The sequence below is a fragment of the Bdellovibrio sp. HCB117 genome, assembly GCF_047305915.1.
Lineage (GTDB): Bacteria > Bdellovibrionota > Bdellovibrionia > Bdellovibrionales > Bdellovibrionaceae > Bdellovibrio > Bdellovibrio bacteriovorus_B.
The window spans coordinates 1,854,089-1,870,191 of the sequence record NZ_CP178622.1; the positions used below are offsets into that span (position 1 = coordinate 1,854,089).

Annotated in this window: 20 protein-coding genes; 10 read left to right on the forward strand and 10 right to left on the reverse strand. The window is 42.5% G+C overall.

Annotated features, from left to right (window positions below):
- Positions 1–33: 33 nt before the first annotated feature.
- Entirely contained in the window at positions 34–729 is a 696-nt protein-coding gene (locus ACLWBD_RS08860) for a hypothetical protein (RefSeq protein WP_413570680.1), read from the reverse strand.
- Between the two features lie 171 nt (positions 730–900).
- Here ACLWBD_RS08860 and ACLWBD_RS08865 point away from each other — a divergent pair, with 171 nt between their 5' ends.
- The 4 genes from ACLWBD_RS08865 to ACLWBD_RS08880 all read left to right on the forward strand — a co-directional run bounded on the left by ACLWBD_RS08865 (position 901) and on the right by ACLWBD_RS08880 (position 3,319).
- Positions 901–1,299, forward strand: coding sequence for a hypothetical protein (locus ACLWBD_RS08865; protein ID WP_413570681.1), 399 nt, complete (start codon positions 901–903; stop codon positions 1,297–1,299).
- 44 nt (positions 1,300–1,343) lie between these two features.
- On the forward strand, positions 1,344–2,225 hold the full coding sequence (locus ACLWBD_RS08870; protein WP_413570683.1) for an alpha/beta hydrolase-fold protein: 882 nt from the start codon (positions 1,344–1,346) through the stop codon (positions 2,223–2,225).
- Positions 2,226–2,230: 5 nt separating this feature from the next.
- On the forward strand, positions 2,231–2,548 hold the full coding sequence (locus ACLWBD_RS08875; protein ID WP_063244609.1) for a KH domain-containing protein: 318 nt from the start codon (positions 2,231–2,233) through the stop codon (positions 2,546–2,548).
- 141 nt (positions 2,549–2,689) lie between these two features.
- The gene (locus ACLWBD_RS08880) at positions 2,690–3,319 is read left to right on the forward strand and encodes a GNAT family N-acetyltransferase (protein WP_413570685.1); all 630 of its coding nucleotides are present in this window, start codon (positions 2,690–2,692) and stop codon (positions 3,317–3,319) included.
- 56 nt (positions 3,320–3,375) lie between these two features.
- On the opposite strand, the gene ACLWBD_RS08885 is transcribed toward ACLWBD_RS08880, so the two are convergent.
- Together ACLWBD_RS08885 and ACLWBD_RS08890 are read right to left on the reverse strand one after the other, a co-directional pair.
- Positions 3,376–4,044 carry a hypothetical protein gene (locus tag ACLWBD_RS08885; protein ID WP_155722560.1) on the reverse strand — a complete coding sequence of 223 codons (669 nt, stop codon included), beginning with the start codon at positions 4,042–4,044 and terminating at the stop codon, positions 3,376–3,378.
- Positions 4,045–4,219: 175 nt separating this feature from the next.
- Positions 4,220–4,573 carry a hypothetical protein gene (locus ACLWBD_RS08890; RefSeq protein WP_063207363.1) on the reverse strand — a complete coding sequence of 118 codons (354 nt, stop codon included), beginning with the start codon at positions 4,571–4,573 and terminating at the stop codon, positions 4,220–4,222.
- Positions 4,574–4,784: 211 nt separating this feature from the next.
- Here ACLWBD_RS08890 and ACLWBD_RS08895 point away from each other — a divergent pair, with 211 nt between their 5' ends.
- A complete protein-coding gene (locus ACLWBD_RS08895) occupies positions 4,785–5,042 on the forward strand; it encodes a hypothetical protein (protein WP_063207360.1) in 258 nt (85 codons plus the stop codon).
- A gap of 40 nt (positions 5,043–5,082) precedes the next feature.
- Here the strand turns inward: ACLWBD_RS08895 and ACLWBD_RS08900 are convergent, their stop codons facing one another.
- Entirely contained in the window at positions 5,083–5,544 is a 462-nt protein-coding gene (locus tag ACLWBD_RS08900; protein WP_413570688.1) for a hypothetical protein, read from the reverse strand.
- Between the two features lie 120 nt (positions 5,545–5,664).
- Positions 5,665–6,117 (reverse strand): hypothetical protein, encoded by a 453-nt coding sequence (locus tag ACLWBD_RS08905; protein WP_413570689.1) that lies wholly within the window; start codon positions 6,115–6,117, stop codon positions 5,665–5,667.
- A 208-nt stretch (positions 6,118–6,325) separates the two neighbouring features.
- Between ACLWBD_RS08905 and ACLWBD_RS08910 the strand changes: the two genes are divergently transcribed.
- The 5 genes from ACLWBD_RS08910 to ACLWBD_RS08930 all read left to right on the forward strand — a co-directional run bounded on the left by ACLWBD_RS08910 (position 6,326) and on the right by ACLWBD_RS08930 (position 9,042).
- Complete coding sequence (locus tag ACLWBD_RS08910; protein ID WP_063207352.1) at positions 6,326–6,676, forward strand: glyoxalase superfamily protein; 351 nt, start codon at positions 6,326–6,328, stop codon at positions 6,674–6,676.
- An 85-nt stretch (positions 6,677–6,761) separates the two neighbouring features.
- The gene (locus ACLWBD_RS08915) at positions 6,762–7,055 is read left to right on the forward strand and encodes a hypothetical protein (RefSeq protein WP_063207349.1); all 294 of its coding nucleotides are present in this window, start codon (positions 6,762–6,764) and stop codon (positions 7,053–7,055) included.
- Positions 7,056–7,555: 500 nt separating this feature from the next.
- A complete protein-coding gene (locus tag ACLWBD_RS08920; protein WP_413570692.1) occupies positions 7,556–7,768 on the forward strand; it encodes an ORF6N domain-containing protein in 213 nt (70 codons plus the stop codon).
- Positions 7,769–7,818: 50 nt separating this feature from the next.
- Complete coding sequence (locus tag ACLWBD_RS08925; protein WP_413570694.1) at positions 7,819–8,409, forward strand: hypothetical protein; 591 nt, start codon at positions 7,819–7,821, stop codon at positions 8,407–8,409.
- Between the two features lie 9 nt (positions 8,410–8,418).
- On the forward strand, positions 8,419–9,042 hold the full coding sequence (locus ACLWBD_RS08930; RefSeq protein WP_413570695.1) for an FMN-binding negative transcriptional regulator: 624 nt from the start codon (positions 8,419–8,421) through the stop codon (positions 9,040–9,042).
- A gap of 56 nt (positions 9,043–9,098) precedes the next feature.
- Here ACLWBD_RS08930 and ACLWBD_RS08935 read toward each other — a convergent pair whose 3' ends face one another.
- The 5 genes from ACLWBD_RS08935 to ACLWBD_RS08955 form a co-directional block, all read right to left on the reverse strand.
- Positions 9,099–9,950, reverse strand: coding sequence for a hypothetical protein (locus tag ACLWBD_RS08935; RefSeq protein WP_413570696.1), 852 nt, complete (start codon positions 9,948–9,950; stop codon positions 9,099–9,101).
- The gene (locus ACLWBD_RS08940; protein WP_413570697.1) at positions 9,874–10,392 is read right to left on the reverse strand and encodes a hypothetical protein; all 519 of its coding nucleotides are present in this window, start codon (positions 10,390–10,392) and stop codon (positions 9,874–9,876) included. Before ACLWBD_RS08940 ends, ACLWBD_RS08935 begins: the two co-directional genes overlap by 77 nt.
- A 195-nt stretch (positions 10,393–10,587) precedes the next feature.
- Entirely contained in the window at positions 10,588–11,943 is a 1,356-nt protein-coding gene (locus tag ACLWBD_RS08945) for an MBL fold metallo-hydrolase (protein WP_413570699.1), read from the reverse strand.
- Between the two features lie 59 nt (positions 11,944–12,002).
- Positions 12,003–13,730, reverse strand: a complete 1,728-nt coding sequence (locus ACLWBD_RS08950) for a hypothetical protein (RefSeq protein WP_413567966.1) — start codon at positions 13,728–13,730, stop codon at positions 12,003–12,005.
- Positions 13,709–16,048, reverse strand: a complete 2,340-nt coding sequence (locus ACLWBD_RS08955) for a hypothetical protein (protein WP_413567967.1) — start codon at positions 16,046–16,048, stop codon at positions 13,709–13,711. Before ACLWBD_RS08955 ends, ACLWBD_RS08950 begins: the two co-directional genes overlap by 22 nt.
- Positions 16,049–16,103 lie beyond the last annotated feature (55 nt).

Sequence of the window (16,103 nt, forward strand, 5' to 3'; positions counted from 1 at the left end):
AAAAAAGCCCTCTTCGCGAGGGCTTTTTAATTTTTAAGGAGTGAATGTCAATTGAGGGCAGCGGCTTTTTAGCAAACTTGCGAAGGCCTTATCGGAATGTTTAAAGTAAACATCCCCATCTGAAGTTTTGGCAAAGACTTCGCCGTTTTTAATCTTACAAGTTTTGCCTTTTTCATCTGTCAGTAGGGAGGAAGCAGACAGAACCTCTGTAGGAGCTCTTCCTTTAGTGAATCCAGCGTCCAGCAATAGACCTTTGTAATTTGTGATTTCAACCCCGCCACGGTTGTTTCTAGAGATTTCAGAAGCCACTTTCACGGAGGCATTAGAAATCGTCACGACGTCGGCTGTTTCATAATCAAAATAAAAGACATTACCAGCAACTGAGGTGACCTCAAGTTGACGAGTCTCCACATTCCACTTGTATTGTGGAATGACAGTTTTCCGTGGGAACAAATAGAACTCTCTCGCGCCGGTGTCTTCTGAATTTGAACCCTGGCCGAAGGAATTAAAGACCATGAAATCTCCACCCTTGGTAAACATATAATCTCTATAAATCAGGTTCTGAGCTTTATAGTTGCGCACAGACAAGAAGCATTCTCCGCTTGAGAATGTATTCATTTGAATCTGAATGCTGCCACCGCGTTCTACGACGTTTTTGCAAACAGGGTCGTTAGCAAATGCTGACGAGATTAAAAAATATGTTAACAAAAACAAACAATGTGGTTTCATAAACACCTCTTTATTAAGCAGAACCTAAGCAAAATCCGCTGTCAGTAAGTAAAGCGTGGCGACATTAAAAAAATGACAAAATCTGGACTCGAAGGTCCGCAGGCTTCGTGGTTCTATAGGGACATCCCCCTACAATCTCAAACTGCAAAGCCCCCTGAGGCGTGAGGATTTATGTCATCTTTCGTGAAAGAATTTAAGAAATATCAAAAACAAGAAAGACTTCTAACTGGAGCCTTGGTTTTGGTGTCGGTGTTAGCGCCGATTTCTTTCACACTGATGTTGAATCAAAAAATCCAGTGGCCTTTGTGTAGCGCTGTCGGCTTTGTGCTGGGTGTAGTCGCATTGTGGTTGCACGCTCTTCGCAGCAACATCAGTGAAAAACTTGTTAGCAAATATGAAAAGTTAGAAGTGGGCGATGTTCTTTGCCGTAAGGTCACGCCGACAAATCCAGGTCGCTTCGTGGTGACCAACAGAGCCTACAATCATTTGTTCTTAAAGTGCATGTACACAGGCGAAACCGTTCAGGTGTCTAAGGACAGAGTCCGCGAAGATTTCGACATTGCAAATTGATTTTCCCGTAGCCTCCACCAGAATTAATTCTTAAGGGGGAGGCTATGAAAAGCGTATCCGTATTTTTGCTCCTTCTGTACGTTTCAGTCACTTCGTGGGCACAATCTGAAGAAGAAATTCAAAACGAAATAGAAATTGAAAGTCTGAACTATCAGTGCGGGACTGAAACCGCGCGTGGTATTGATTTTAAATACTGCTATCGAAAGTCCTCGGCCACCAACAACGATGATATTGTCTATTTCTTTCACGGCCTTTATGGATCCGAGAAAAGTTGGCACCGGCAATTCTGGGGGACGTGGTTTATTCAAAAATGGTGGTACTTTCGCGGCTATCAACCGCGGGTCGTTTCAATTTCGTTCGGTCCCAAATGGCTTTTGGTAAATAATAAAAAGTATCCGCTACTACCTCTTTTTACTCAGGAAATCATGCCGATGATGGAAAAGCGTATGGGGGGATTAAGACGTGGTAAGCGTCATGTGATTGGTCAATCTATGGGTGGCTTCAATGCAACCCAAATCGCTTTGCGCAATCCGGGCATGTTTTCGCGCGTGGCTTTATTGTGTCCTGCTATCACGCACATTGGCCCTTATGATTCCGAAAAAGAGATTCATAAATATGTCGCACGCACTGGGGCGAAGCTTCGACTTGTTAAAAAAATGTTGAATATTTCGCGGTCGGTTTTTCTCAATAAACAGGACTGGGATCTTCACAATCCCTTTAATTTGTTAAAAAAATACAACTCTTCTAAACGGGCAAAATTCTATCTGTCTACCGGCATGATCGACGGATATGGCTTCCAAGAAGGATCGAAAGATTTTTATGATATGGCTCACGGGAAGTCCTTCTTATCCAGATGGGTCCCGGTTCCGGGTGGTCACTGCAATTTTAATAGAAAAAACACGGCTTACTTCATCATGGGAGATTAACTTTTATGACTGAGATGGAATCCTATAAATTTGATGAAACCAATAATCCTAAAGGTCTGACTTTGGAAGCGCAGGAGGCTTACCGTGAAGAGATTCGCTCTTTGGTAGAGCATATCACTCGTTTGTTGGTGGATCAGCCAGAGACCGTGACGGTAACGACTTATGTGGGCCCGAAAACAACTGTGTATCGCGTGAACTGCGCTAAAGAAAACCTGGGTCAGGTGATTGGCAGCCAAGGAAAAACGATCATGGGACTTCGTGCTGTAGTCCACGCTATGACAGCTCGCACCGGGATTCGCTCGATCGTGGAAATACCTGTATAAGTCGGAAACACTCATTGTTCCTGTTCCTAGGGTTTCCATTTGCATTAAGCTTTCAATTAAAACTCAGTTCCTTTTCAGTTAAAGGCCAATTCTGGCAGGAGGTTGCTCCTATCAGGAAGGCCTTTTAAAACTTGAGATCGTATGTTGGGTTCTGAGTTCGAAGTCTACAATCATCGAAATAACAGCTACTACGCTTTTCGTCCTCTCTCTTTTGATAAAGATATTGATCTCTATTGCAAGTGGATGCAGCAACCTTACGTCGCTCAATGGTGGGGACGTGGCCAGACCCGCGAAGACCTGACGCGCAAACTGATTTCTGAGCTTGAAGACTGCCATCAGTCTCTTTATATCGGCCTCATCGATGGCGTTCCGGTCAGTTACTGGGAACGCTATTGGATTTCGGAAGATGTACTTGGAAATCATATCAAGCATGAACGCTTTGACCAGGGATTGCATTTCCTTATCGGTGAACCTGAGTTTTTGGGAAGAACCCATACCTCTTCAGCGACGGCGGCCTTTATGAAACTCATCTTCAGTGATCCACGCACGCAGAATATCATTGGTGAACCTGACATTCGCAATAAAGCCGTCCTAACTTATGCCGAAGCGACTTGTTTTGTGAAAAGAGAAACCATTGCGCTTCCTGAAAGAACTTCCGCCATTATGGTCTGTGAGCGGGAAAGATTCTTTTCTAAGTACTCTCATGATCCACGCCGGCTTTATCGTCCCTCCGCTGTCACGCAAGAATCAGCTCTTCACGTATCACTATAAAAAAGAAAAGCGCGAAGTTTCCTTCGCGCCGCTAAAGTTAAAATTTTAAGTTCAACCTATTGAGCTTCTTCAACGAAGTTAGAAGCACGTACGATGTCGAACTCGTAGCGTTGTTGCAAATCTTCCAAGCTTTTTGCGCGGTACGCGCCAAAGATTTCGCCTACATAGTATGGCATCAAAACTTTAGGCATTTGGAAGAAAGCGTTTTGCATCATGGAAACTTGGATAGATGGATAAGAAACCACCTGACGGCCGTTTTTACCATCGATCACAAATTGCGCGCGATAGCCCGCCTTTTTCAACAGAGCTTCTTCATGATTGCGGTTCATGTAGCAATGACCGATTTCATGAATCAACAAGTTGTAAAGTGGTGAAGCATATCCTGTCTCTTTGTCATACACACGCGCAGAGAAGAACTTTTTGTTCAGAACGATTTTCGTTCCAACACCGTTTGCATCTCTGACGCAAGAAGAAGATTCACGTTGCAAGTGAGTCTTCGATACGACAACAGGGATTTTGTTCCAATCCACGTTGATAGAAAACTGCGCGGCATAATCACGGATTAGCGCCATGTTTTCGTCGACAATGTTTCTTTCTTCAGCGGAAGCCTCATCAACCACAGACTCTGTTCCTTGAAGAACTTCTCCACCTGGAGAATCGTCTGAAGAGTTAGCACAACCGATGAACGCCAATAATGTTAGGGGTAGTAGTATGAGTTTTTTCATGAGCTAAGTAAGCCATGCTTTGGTAGAGGAATGGAATTCTTAAATGGTCCGTTTGGTAACAATCAAAACGCCGCATTTCTTCTTTGTGAGTTGTCGATGGAGCGACGGGAATCGCTAAGTTTTGACAAAAAAAAGAGGAGTTTCTGAACTCCTCTTACAGAATGAGTTTTGCAAATCAGTAACAGTAGTAAACCCAGTAGCGTGTGTAACCGCTTCGAGATGTGGCACTACAGTAAACTCGGTAACCCGGAGTCACTGAAGAGTAACAACGATACCCTTGAGACCAACAAGAAATCCTTCCACCGTTCGGGCATGTTGTCCAGGCTCTGCAGGTGTAGGTTTTATTTTCCACGTCTCCTTGGGGCGTCTGAAGTCGTTCTGCAAAGTCGGGTAAGCTCATAGCTTCTTCCGAGAGTGGAAATACGTTCTCCAGCGCTCCTTGTCCTCCTGTATTCTCCGGTGAAGCGATGGCTGCTTCGGTAAACATACTCAAAGATAAAAAGGCGATGAGTGAAAGCAGTGATTTCATAAATCCTCCTGGTCTGATTTTAAAAGGGGGAGGGTGGAAGTAAAGAATCGGCGAGGACTGGTGGCAAAATAAACTCCGGTCAGGGACCTCAGTCTTTGTCTTCGTACCTTGTCGGACGCGGGAATTATGAAATATGGCAGTGACTCTTCTTTGTCATAGTCAAAATAAATTAGGGGCCTCTATTCTTTGCTTTCTCAACAACGGAGGACATATGAAGAAATGGATTGCAGTTTTATTCGCAAGTGTTTGTTTGGCTGGCATTAATGCTCACGCAGAAGAGTTTCGCACCGAAGCCGAAATGCCGGCGGATGCAGTGATTGAACCGATGTTACGAGGTTGCCCTTCAGGCACTCGTCCTGTCGCAAAATACTGCTGGAATGAGTACCGCGGGTGCTTTGTGAAATGTGGAGTTCTTTGTCAGAAGGTTCCAACACCACCACCAACAGGCGGCACACCGGATCCTGAATAAGAAATAAAAAAGGCGCAGGATTTTTTCTGCGCCTTTCATGTTATTGAGATTTAAGAAGTCTTTCTAGATAGTACGGATCGTAACTTTCTAAAATAAGTTCTGAATCATGGGGGCTTAGCCCTTCGTTCAAGGTCTCTAGCACTTCATGTATCATAAGAACATCCATCACGTAAGCCTTGGTATTTAACAAAAACCCACCCAAATTTTCGCGACCCAGTGGTTCAAAGAACTCCGGATAACATTTCAGATTATTTCCCACATAGTCTACGAACTCCGCAACTGTTGTATCTGGATTTTGAACCGCTGTAGCGATAAGAGCGATCTGTTCGTCATTGAGTTTTTCACAGTAAAGACGTTTTCCTTCAGAGGCTCTTTCGTCATTGATGTATTTCAACGTTCTTTCAGTCTGTTCAGAAAAATCACGAACAAACTGTTCGGCCGTCACGGCATGAGCTGTCGATGTGATTAATAAAGCAATAATTGTAAGGACTGCGTTTTTCATAAGTCATTTCCCGCGAATAATTCTGCACTTTTACTGCTAGCAACGACCTTCGTCAAAGTTCACAAACTTTGTATGCCGAAGGCCGTGAAGCTTTTCTAGGACTGACCAAAGATTGACCAATTAAAAGCTGCGAAGGGTGCTTAAACCTCTGGATTTACATGTCACCGCGATGCAATCATTGTCCGTCAGTCTGACACCGCCCACATTGGAATTCTTCTGTGGACCGCAGAACTCGCCGGTATACTTTTGGGAAGCAACTTTTTTAAGGTTTAAAAAGGCTTCGCCACCTTCGATATAAAGATCTCTATTGAGACCATAAGCGGGATCTTCAACTTTTCCTCGGCGGCCGACGGCATAAGCATCAGATGAGATAAGACCTAAACCATCAATTGTCACAGCTTGCAATCTGCCGACGCCATAACCATCGACGTCCTTGGCGATATTGACCATTTGAATAAGAACATTTCGACCTGTTCCATCTCGACCTGCACATTCGATTTGGGCCGCTTGAGAAACCGAAGAAAAACAAAGAACGACCGCACATAAAAAAGAAGCATTTTTGAGGGTATTCATAAGAACTCCTTGAATATTGAAACTGAGGTATAATCCCATAAAGAAAGTGGTCGTTGGGGAGAAATCTATTTTCTCTACAAAAATTTCGCTTCTTTTACAAATTTCGTCAGTGTGTTCTATACATTAAAAGCTCTTTTACCAAGACTCTCTGGAATATTTTAAGTGGCGGCGGGATGACAGAGGTTCCGTTACATGGTTTGATTTGTATATGAAGGTCAAACGCATCGTCGCAAATATCGAGACAAAAAAGATTTCCGCCGCGCGCCGGTTTTATGAAAAGGCTTTAGGATTAGAGGTCCTTATGGATCACGGCTGGCTAAAAACATACGGTTCTAATTCTAAAATGACAGTTCAAATAAGCTTTGCCTCTCAGGGTGGTTCAAACACCCCGGTGCCTGATCTGTCGATCGAGGTGGATGATGTTGATGAGGCTTACCGCCGCATAAAAAAAGCCCGGTTTAAGATTGTCTATCCCTTGACTGAAGAACCTTGGAATGTGCGCCGGTTCTTTGTTCTAGATCCATTTGGACGGACTGTGAATATTTTAGAGCATTTGTAATAGGAAGAAATTCTTCAATAATTGATTTTATCGTGACAACTTCGCGGTTCAGAAATAAATCAATTTGAGAATTGACGGGGATTGAATGAGAAATATTTTTTCTATTATCGCGTTAGTAATATTCGTTTCATCAACGGCGCAGGCCTTCAGCTGCGGCGACCGATTTGTAGATTTCGCGAAAGATCAGATCATAAACCATATCAATAAAATACCTCATGACGCGGATACGGTTGAAGGAATTCATTATTATTGGATTGATTGGGGTGGCTTGCCAGAACATATTTCCATCACGCAAGCTTCGCTAAATTGTTTGAAAGACCATGGAGTCATGGAGCCATTCAAAGCTGGAAACAACATACTCTGGCGAAAAGCGCGTTGATTTCCACGGATCTAGAAGCTCGGGAAGGTCTAGATGTTTTATCTCAATAAGTCTGTCACTTTTTGTTCTCGGCAATAATGTCTCGACTAAAGATGTGCACTATTATTCGACTTGGTGCGCATTCTGTTTTTAATTCTCTTCCGAGAAGTCGCTAAAAATCTCCAGCATGTACCGTGAATAAGATGTTTGAAACACGATTAGTTGACCCTGTTCTTCAACGCGCATTACGAGTGATGTAGAAACTGTTCGGTGATCTGTGCCTGGCGTTAGAGGTTCTGAAAAGATCGTAAAATTAAACCCTTCTGTAGGCGGCGCATAGAAGTGCCCGATGATTCCGTTTGCGCGAATAGCATTGTCGTTGTCTGAGATTTTGGTGAGTCGACCATTCTTCTTGTAGATTGAGAACATAACTTTATTAAGAAATATCTATGCCTACGAGACAACTACAAAAATAAAGAAAACAATTTTAAATTTGCTGATTTTAAGGAAGAATGTTGTCTATGAAGAATAAAAACGACTTGGTTATCCCGATCACGGTTCAAGCTGTGAGAGATAATATTTATCAAATAGAGCGCAATGGAATCCTGGTTCAGGTTGTTTTGGATAAGGATCTTGCTGACTTCTACGAAATGGAAGTTAAAAAACTGAATCAACAGGTGTCACGATCCTTAGATAGAGGCTCTAAGTTGTTTCAAAATGAAACATTTGACTGACAAAAGAAGAGTGGGATTTCATTAAAAAGTCAAAGTCACAAAAAGTGACTTTGGAAAATAACAAGGGAAATCAACAACATACGGGCGGCAAAAGACCCAGAGCATACACAGCCAAGGGGGCCATCGCGATATCGAAAGTTACCACCTCTGAAAAATCAGATGAAGTTTATAAGATTCTCGTGGACGCTTTCTTTTATCAGCAATCTGTAAAGATCGGAAATGCAGAGGTGTCTGCTGAGCGCTTTGATGCACTTGAGAAGCGCGTAGACAAGCTAGAGCTGAAAGAGCATATCCCATCAATCCCAAATCAAATAACCAATACTTTCAATGGGCCTACAGTGTATGTGGCTGGTGACTCAAATGGAGACATTAAGCAAGAATTGGAAAGTCAAATATCACTGGAATTGATTCAGTTGAAAAATGAAGTTTCAAAATCGCAAATGTCTGAGGCAAATAAAGATGAACTGAAGAAAGAGTTAACTCAACTGATCGTAGACGCCCAAAAAAGCAGTAAAAGCTCTTTTGCGGACCGCCTGGCCGTGCTCGCTAATGCTGCAACGATCTACGGCGCTTTACCCGCACCAGTAAATCAAGGGATTAAGGTTATATTGGACCTTGGCAAAAAATATTTGGGCATGTAGACAGTGGGAATGGCAAATAAACACCCAATTCCAGTTTCTGAACCGAGCATTCTCTTGGAGATAATAAATCAGTATCCCCTTGCCACAGTTATCACTCACGATGGCGATTCAGTCGAGATTAGCCAACTTCCAGTGGTCGTCAAAATGAAAGAGGACGGGAAGTTTTTTATTCAGGGACATTTATCAACGCGAAATCCCCAGTGGCGTCATCTTAAAGCGGGCGCCACGATGGTTCTGGTTTTCAACGGACCCAATACCTATATTAATTCGAGTTGGTATAAAGTAAATGACGTATCAACCTGGAATTACATTTCCGTTCAGGCAGAAGGCTTGCCTGAATTGGTCGATAACCACGAGGGTCTTCTAGATATCTTAAAGGCAACAACTACGCTTGCAAATCGTTTATACAAAGACCAGTGGGACTTTTACATCCCTGATGACTTAAAGAATGAAGCAGATTTGATTAACTCTATTGGCGGGTTTTCCTTGGAGCCTAAAAAATTGTCTGGCAAATTTAAACTAAGCCAATCCAAGTCCCTTGAAGATCAAAATCGCATAATCAAAGAACTAAGCCTTCGAGACGATGAGAATAGTAAGCTAATTGCGAAGTTTATGAGTGATAATATTAAATAAACACGTCAGATTCGCTCTCTATTAATAAGGCTCTGAGCTTAGTCAGAGCTTTTATTTTATGAGGCCTTTTTCTTGTTGGGAAACTTTATCGGCTTGCCAGTCACTTGATGTTGCACAACTGCATTCCTAAGCTCTCCGATTGTTTTCCACATGTGCGCATAATGCATGAACGTTAAACCTAGAGATTCTGGAGTCGTCGGTTCCGATGGAAACTCGATACGAGTTGGCTCCGGAATAAGCTCCAAAGAAACCTCCTGGCCACGAACAAAAACTTTCGTGTTTCCATCAAAGTCAGTTCTGAAGGTTGCCTCGTAGGAGCCATATCCGACATTCCCAACGATTTTATATCGTTGATTCTTCCAGGTCGTCGTTTGATCACTCATTATCTTTCGATTTTCTTCTATGGTCAGAATCATATTGAGGTCTAGAAACGGATTAAGAGGGGAGTAGGCGGACTGGGAATTTTCCGGAGAAACTGTTTTCTCCTTGTTCCAATAGCCACTAATAAACGTCTCCATCAGATACTTGTTGGCATCCTCGATGGTTTTGGCTTTATTGATTCTTAATTCCGGAATTAGACGGTCTTGGATAGTTCTGAAGGATCTTTCTATGCGACCTTTGCCTTCCGGCGAGTTCGCAAATATCACCTGAATACCAAGTTCGTCGCAGGCGCGTTTAAATTGGCTGAAATTGACTCTCTTACCTCCGCCAGACCATCCGGCCCGGTCAGTATAGATTGCCTTAGGAAGGCCTTTTAGCTCGATTATATGCTTTAAGACCTTCAGGCAAGCCTGGGTCGTTTCGCCCTCAAAAAACTCGGCATAGGGGATTTCAGATGTTGCATCGTCGATGGCCGCGATCAGGCACCATTCGTCCTTGCCATTTGAATCTATGGTGGCAACCATCAATCTGAAGAAGTAAGCCTTCTGAAGGCATTCTGTGACGGTATTCTTTCTTTTTGCGGCGTTTAACTCGCGGATTCTTTACTAACTTAAGTTGTTTGCACCAGCGCCACAGAGTTTTATATGGAATTTCTAATTGATATTGAGAAACCAGGATCTCGTGGAAGTGTTTCACATTGAAATCGAAGTATTCACGACAAAGGAGTTCAATGACTTGCTGCTGAAGCTCATCTGAATATCTTTTATTTGGGGATTTACCCATATTGCCATGCTTAACTCCAAAAACGCCCAATTTACGAACTTTGGAAGCCAGCCTAGAAACTGACCTTTGGCTCATTTGAAGAAGCTCTGAGGCCTTATCTCGTGAAATAGAACCATCTATGAATCGAGTGATCACTTGAAACTTGATGCTATCCTTGGTGCTCATGAAAACTCCATTATCTGCCATCAATTAAATCCTCCTTGTTTCAGTACTTCTGGCAGAACAGAATCAAATCATAAGAATCTGTTTAGAGACAAAGTAAATGAGAACTAAGAAGGAGACAGAATTAATGAGAATCTACACTCGGGAAGGTCTAGATACATTCTTCTGATAAGTTATATTATGTAACGATATATGTGTATCAGCTTTGATTTAAACGCTTTAAAGCCTGATTATTTGGTTCATTTCTGGAATTTCGACATTCCAATTTAAAGACGTTTTAATGCGTTTTTCGAGTTCTTCCGACGCTGACCTTTCCCCATGCACTAAAAACACTTTCTGCGGGGTTTTAGGAGCTTGTTTTAACCAGTTCATTAGATCACTGCGATCTGCATGTGCTGAAAACGAATCTGAAGGTACCACTTTGCATGCGATATCTACATACATTCCATGCAATTTGATTTCTTTTTCTCCATCTAAAATTCTACGGCCGCGAGTTCCAGCGCTTTGAAAGCCTGCCAATAACAGGATATTTCGTGGGTTTGGTGCGAAGGCTTTTAAATGATGTAAAACTCGGCCGCCAGTTAACATTCCGCTGGCAGCGATAATAATCATGGGTCCGGAACGTTCATTTAAAACCTTCGAATCTTCGGCGGTTTTAACGGTGTGAATTTCAGACATAATTTCTGCAAATTGACCTGGACCTAGACGGTGAAAAAACGGGTAGAGCTCATAGAAATTAGAGATCTCTTGTCCCATCGGAGTATTTAGATAAACGGGGATTTGCGAGGGGACTTCCCCTGCCCTTTTTAACTCGGTAATTTCGTACATCAAGTTCTGCGCACGACCGACGGCAAAGCTCGGAATAAGAAGAACTCCTTTTGATTTCGCTATCTCTAGAATGCATTGTTTTAAGACTTCTTTAGAGGGAATTTCCGAATGATCACGATTTCCATAGGTGGATTCCATCACGATATAATCGGCCTCTTGCGGAGGTTCTGGTGGCCACATTAAAGGATCGTTATTGCGACCTAGATCTCCTGAAAAATAAACCTTCTTTTCGCCATTAGAAACTAACACCGAAGACGCACCCAGGATGTGTCCTGAATTAAACAACTCAATGGATAAAGATCCAATTTGAAATTCTTCATGGACTTTATGGGTTCTAAATAACGGCAAAGTTTTAGTGACATCATCAACCGTGTATAAAGCCAGCGCCGGATGATGTTTTGAGAAGCGTTTTTTATTCGCGTATTCAGCGTCCTCTTCCTGGATTTTGGCTGAGTCCAGTAAAATGATCTTGGTTAATTCTAAAGTCGCTTCTGTGCAGTGAATCTCCCCTTTAAATCCCTTACGAACAAGCAAAGGCAGAGCTCCACAATGATCTAAATGGGCATGAGTTAAAACAACGGCATCGATATTTTTCGGGTCAATAGGAAAATCAGACCAGTTCAATTCGCGAAGCTCTTTAAGGCCTTGAAACATTCCGCAGTCGACAAGAATGCGGGTTCCATCGTTATGAACTAAAAATTTAGAGCCGGTAACGGTGCTCGCACCACCAAGAAAGCCGATTTCCATAGAGTGATCCTCGTTATTAAGAATCACTCTATAGATTGGCTGTGAGTTTGGCTAGATTATTAAAAGACTTTCGAACAAGACATGGCTTTTAAGTACTTCGTATCGATCATTTGTTTTAAGAACTCATGACCGTCACGGTTGTAACGTTCTTTAAGACTTTCATCATTACCATCTTTGGCCGTATTCCATTGGGCAAAATTCACGCCCGTTTTTTCAGAGATTTCTTTCACAAATGTCGCGTACTCACCAGATTTGAATGAACCTTCTTTGTATTTTACAACTTCATCCGGGAATACAATAAGTGGAGCTAAAAGCTCAATCTCAGTGCCATACATCGACGGAACATTTGGAATCATACGGCGAGCGTCCATTTTCACCACTAGTATCCCACCGTAAGGAACTGTGACACTCTCCCCTTTTATTTGTTTCGTTACGTCATTACCCATGAAACGATAAGCAACGTTGGGATCATAAGTAAAAGAGATAAAGCTAGATGCTTTGGGATCTCTTGCATGTGATGTCATTTGATCCGTAATACGAATCGATCTAACGTCGCTGGATTTTTCCTGAGACAGCCTATTGAAAGAGACGTCACCGTTCTTTTCGCGATTTGTTGAAAGCGAACGCAAGCGGCGCGTATAACTTCCTTGGTTTTTAGTTAAAACAGTCGACATAAATCCAAACACTTCGCCTTGCGCTGTTTGTTTGCGCTGGATTTTATCGGTATCGTATTTTAAACCTCGGAACGCAATCACGGATTTTTCGTGATTTGGATTTTCAATTGCTTCAAGCCAAATTTTCCACGTGTTGGCTTCTACCGGCTCCATGACGGCCCATGGAAGATAGGCTTCAAGCATCTTACGAACGCCTTTACGATCGTTCTTTAAAATCAAGTCATCCAGTTTCTCATTCATTGCTTCAAGTTTATCCAAAGCTCCCGTATCGGACTTCCAAGCATCCAAGGCCTTTTGTTGTTTTCTTTGATGTTTTGCTGCCAGTTCATCAAGGGCCGCTTGACGGTCTTTCAATTGATTCGCTTGATCTTTGAGAACATCTTGAGTCAGTCCCATGTCAGTGACCATCGATTGAGACAAACGCAATTGTTCTAATATTTTAGAGAATAGAAGGTTCAAACGCGCTTGCGCTGTCGGACTTCCTTCGCGGGCATTGGTCATAAGCTCGGCGATAGAGTGAGGAGATTCGATTTCTGCAGAAACCGAAGTATTCATGTACACACTTTCAAATACTCCGTAGCCACCATTTTTAGTCAAAGCTGTGATCAAGGCCACATCACGAATCAAAGAGTCTTTGTTTTGAAGAGCCTTTTCATCGTAGCGCAAGCGGAAAACCAGACCGTCTTTAGTATACTCAGGAATGATTTCCGTATGTGTAGCGGTAGAAACGGATTCCGCTTTTTCTAACAAACCCGTAGCACTACGACGAAGATCTGAAGAATTCCAAGCTTTCTTATTCGTCGCTTCCATTGCTTTTACAACGAAGTCTTTTTCAAAAGAAAACGGCTGTTTTTCTTCGGCTACAGAATCCAAAGAGACATCCATCGACATGTAGGCATTTTTCTGTGCCGTCGACGCATCTTGCTTCGTTTCTGGCTGAACAACCTTGGTTGGACCACCCGGTTTGGTCGCCGCGTTTATAAAGTGAGTTGCCGCACTTTTAAGTTTCCCAAAAAAACCATCTTTCGCCGCATAGGCTGGAGAGGTCGAGCTCAAGGCAACAATCACTGCCAAGCAAGGAAGAGTTCTTTTTACAAAAGGATAGCTTCGCATCTCATACCTCCAGAAGTTTCGATGATCTCGCGGAAACGAACTCCGCCATTTTTATCGATTTCTTTTGTTAATCCTAATTTCTTTAAAATTTTGCCTTCATAGTGTTGAACCAGAACTTTGCGTGAATTTGAGTTGAAGAAAATCGCATTGCGCGTTTTTTCTGCATCGTAATTCACAAGCTCAAGCTGCAATTCAGATCCCATTGTTGCTTGAATCTTCAAAAGCTCTGCTTGGTAGACGGACGTCGCTTTTTCAGCCGTCGTATTTCCAACCATCACTTGAAGTTTCAAAGCCTTTTTAGGGTTCCAAGTTCCATTTAAAAGTTCTTCGCCACCCACGATCGCGAAAGAAACTCCAGAAAACTTTTTAGACAGAAGCTCTAAACCGCCAGAGAATTTCTCAAGCTTATCCATCAAAAGCTGGCGATCAAATGAAGCTTCTTTCTTAATTAAAGCTTCCAATTCTGCGTCGGTAGTCAAACCTTGACGAAGAGCCAATTGAGTCAGTTGTAATTTTGAAGTCACGTCACGAGACGGTCTGAGCGTATCAATTTTATGATACATTTTTTGCACTGCAGACTCTGCCGAGATCATTTGGAAATTTGAAATCGGAGATTTAATTCCGTTATTGATGAAAAGACTTTCTAAAAGCTTTAACTGACCGTTCTTACGCTTTCCAGAGTCCGCAGCTGCCACAGCCAAGCTTTCATGTTCAGAACCAACCACATCAGAAATAAGGAGATATGGTTGAAAGCTGACTTTAGAACCTAGATTTTCTTTAAGATATCCAGTCTCTAACTCAACAACATCAATCTTTGCTTCCCATTTAGCGAACCATTTTTTCGTTTCATCAAACGGAGATGTCACTTGACCTAAGGTCTGACCCATTTTTACAAAGTCCGTACCGTAAGTCGGTTTTTCTAACGGCAATAGTTTGCCGTCTTGAGTGTAAGTGTAAGCAGGAGCTACCACATCCCCGACTTTGAGTCCTTTACCGATGATGCCGCCGGCAGTTCCGATGTAAACCACTTTGTCGTGGCCCGAGTTTTTAAGCGCGCGAGCCACTGGCACAACTTCATCTCCCCACATGTTAGAGATAAATCTCCAGCGCACAATACGACCGTCTTTAGTTTCTAAAAGAACGTCTGAAACATCATGGCTCGGCTGTTCGGAGTTGAAGATTTCAAAACTTGAAGCCATGGGGTTAGTCATCTTCTCAAACTCCGTTTTTACAACAGAGGCTTTCGTGGTCACAGAAAAGTAGGATCCTGTTTCCTTTACACGCTCAGACAGTTTTTGAATCTGTGATTTTGCAGGACCAACCGGCTCTTGCATGTTCGGTTGAACTTGAGACATCATGCCAGCCATAGTGATCACGTTGGCAATCGCAGACTTTTGACCAATCACAACCATGTCGGCTTTAGGAAGAGTTTTAAACATATCCAACAAACGTTTTTCTTGATCACGGTGAACTTCATTGGCATTTCCGTACACGCGAACAAACTCATCCTTCAAAGCGACTTTGTTATCGTATTTCAAGATGCGCAATTGAGCGATCAAGTGTTTCACACGGTCATCGCCCGAAATACGCGTAAAGGCGTAAGAATATTCTTTTGAACGAGGATCAAATACCAGATAGATTTTGTTGTAATTCGCCGCGCGGGTTTTTACTTCCGCAACGACTTCACGCTCTTCTTGAGAGATTCTTTGACGGAAATCACGCTCAGTTCCTAAGTGAAATTCAACAGATTTATCCGTTAAAGCCGCATCCCAGAAAAGGGCGCGTGTTGTTTTCTCAGAGATATATCTTTCCGCATCCAACAAAATGCTTTTGCCATCCAATTTAGGAATGGATCTTTTATTGTAAGCAACAGGACCTTTGTTCAAATCTGAAACTGAAGCTTCACGCTTTAAAGCAATTGGATCTGCCTTAAAGCCTTCCATCAACTTTTTACGGAAGAAGTTATAATTCCACTCGATATCTTTTAAAGTCAGGTGCTTAAATTCTGGGAATTTTTTATGTAACACGGAAAGAATAAGTTCATTCCACTTATCAGGATTATTGAGATCACGAGAATTGAATTGTTCTTTTGCAAGATCTTCAGGTTCAATGCGACGAATAGCTTCTGCCGCAAGCTTTTGTTCATGGTCCATCAAATAGTCTGCTAGACCATCAGAATAGAAATCCAAACGATCTACAGCTAATAGATATTCTAGCTGTGAAAGCTGTACTTTGTGTTCTGCTGTTAGTTCCGCGCGCGCATTAAGGCTGCCTTGGAACATCAAGAACGCTAAAAGCAGAGTATAGATCTTACGCATAGAAAACACCTCAAAGGGTATCTATGCAAGCTCTGTGGCATTACTTAAGTGGCGA

Excerpts from the sequence above, each read along its gene's own strand:
- ACLWBD_RS08860 (WP_413570680.1), bottom strand. The coding sequence starts at position 729 with ATGAAACCACATTGTTTGTTTTTGTTAACATATTTTTTAATCTCGTCA.
- ACLWBD_RS08865 (WP_413570681.1), top strand. The coding sequence starts at position 901 with ATGTCATCTTTCGTGAAAGAATTTAAGAAATATCAAAAACAAGAAAGA.
- ACLWBD_RS08870 (WP_413570683.1), top strand. The coding sequence starts at position 1,344 with ATGAAAAGCGTATCCGTATTTTTGCTCCTTCTGTACGTTTCAGTCACT.
- ACLWBD_RS08875 (WP_063244609.1), top strand. The coding sequence starts at position 2,231 with ATGACTGAGATGGAATCCTATAAATTTGATGAAACCAATAATCCTAAA.
- ACLWBD_RS08880 (WP_413570685.1), top strand. The coding sequence starts at position 2,690 with ATGTTGGGTTCTGAGTTCGAAGTCTACAATCATCGAAATAACAGCTAC.
- ACLWBD_RS08885 (WP_155722560.1), bottom strand. The coding sequence starts at position 4,044 with ATGAAAAAACTCATACTACTACCCCTAACATTATTGGCGTTCATCGGT.
- ACLWBD_RS08890 (WP_063207363.1), bottom strand. The coding sequence starts at position 4,573 with ATGAAATCACTGCTTTCACTCATCGCCTTTTTATCTTTGAGTATGTTT.
- ACLWBD_RS08895 (WP_063207360.1), top strand. The coding sequence starts at position 4,785 with ATGAAGAAATGGATTGCAGTTTTATTCGCAAGTGTTTGTTTGGCTGGC.
- ACLWBD_RS08900 (WP_413570688.1), bottom strand. The coding sequence starts at position 5,544 with ATGAAAAACGCAGTCCTTACAATTATTGCTTTATTAATCACATCGACA.
- ACLWBD_RS08905 (WP_413570689.1), bottom strand. The coding sequence starts at position 6,117 with ATGAATACCCTCAAAAATGCTTCTTTTTTATGTGCGGTCGTTCTTTGT.
- ACLWBD_RS08910 (WP_063207352.1), top strand. The coding sequence starts at position 6,326 with ATGAAGGTCAAACGCATCGTCGCAAATATCGAGACAAAAAAGATTTCC.
- ACLWBD_RS08915 (WP_063207349.1), top strand. The coding sequence starts at position 6,762 with ATGAGAAATATTTTTTCTATTATCGCGTTAGTAATATTCGTTTCATCA.
- ACLWBD_RS08920 (WP_413570692.1), top strand. The coding sequence starts at position 7,556 with ATGAAGAATAAAAACGACTTGGTTATCCCGATCACGGTTCAAGCTGTG.
- ACLWBD_RS08930 (WP_413570695.1), top strand. The coding sequence starts at position 8,419 with ATGGCAAATAAACACCCAATTCCAGTTTCTGAACCGAGCATTCTCTTG.
- ACLWBD_RS08940 (WP_413570697.1), bottom strand. The coding sequence starts at position 10,392 with ATGGCAGATAATGGAGTTTTCATGAGCACCAAGGATAGCATCAAGTTT.
- ACLWBD_RS08945 (WP_413570699.1), bottom strand. The coding sequence starts at position 11,943 with ATGGAAATCGGCTTTCTTGGTGGTGCGAGCACCGTTACCGGCTCTAAA.
- ACLWBD_RS08950 (WP_413567966.1), bottom strand. The coding sequence starts at position 13,730 with ATGCGAAGCTATCCTTTTGTAAAAAGAACTCTTCCTTGCTTGGCAGTG.
- ACLWBD_RS08955 (WP_413567967.1), bottom strand. The coding sequence starts at position 16,048 with ATGCGTAAGATCTATACTCTGCTTTTAGCGTTCTTGATGTTCCAAGGC.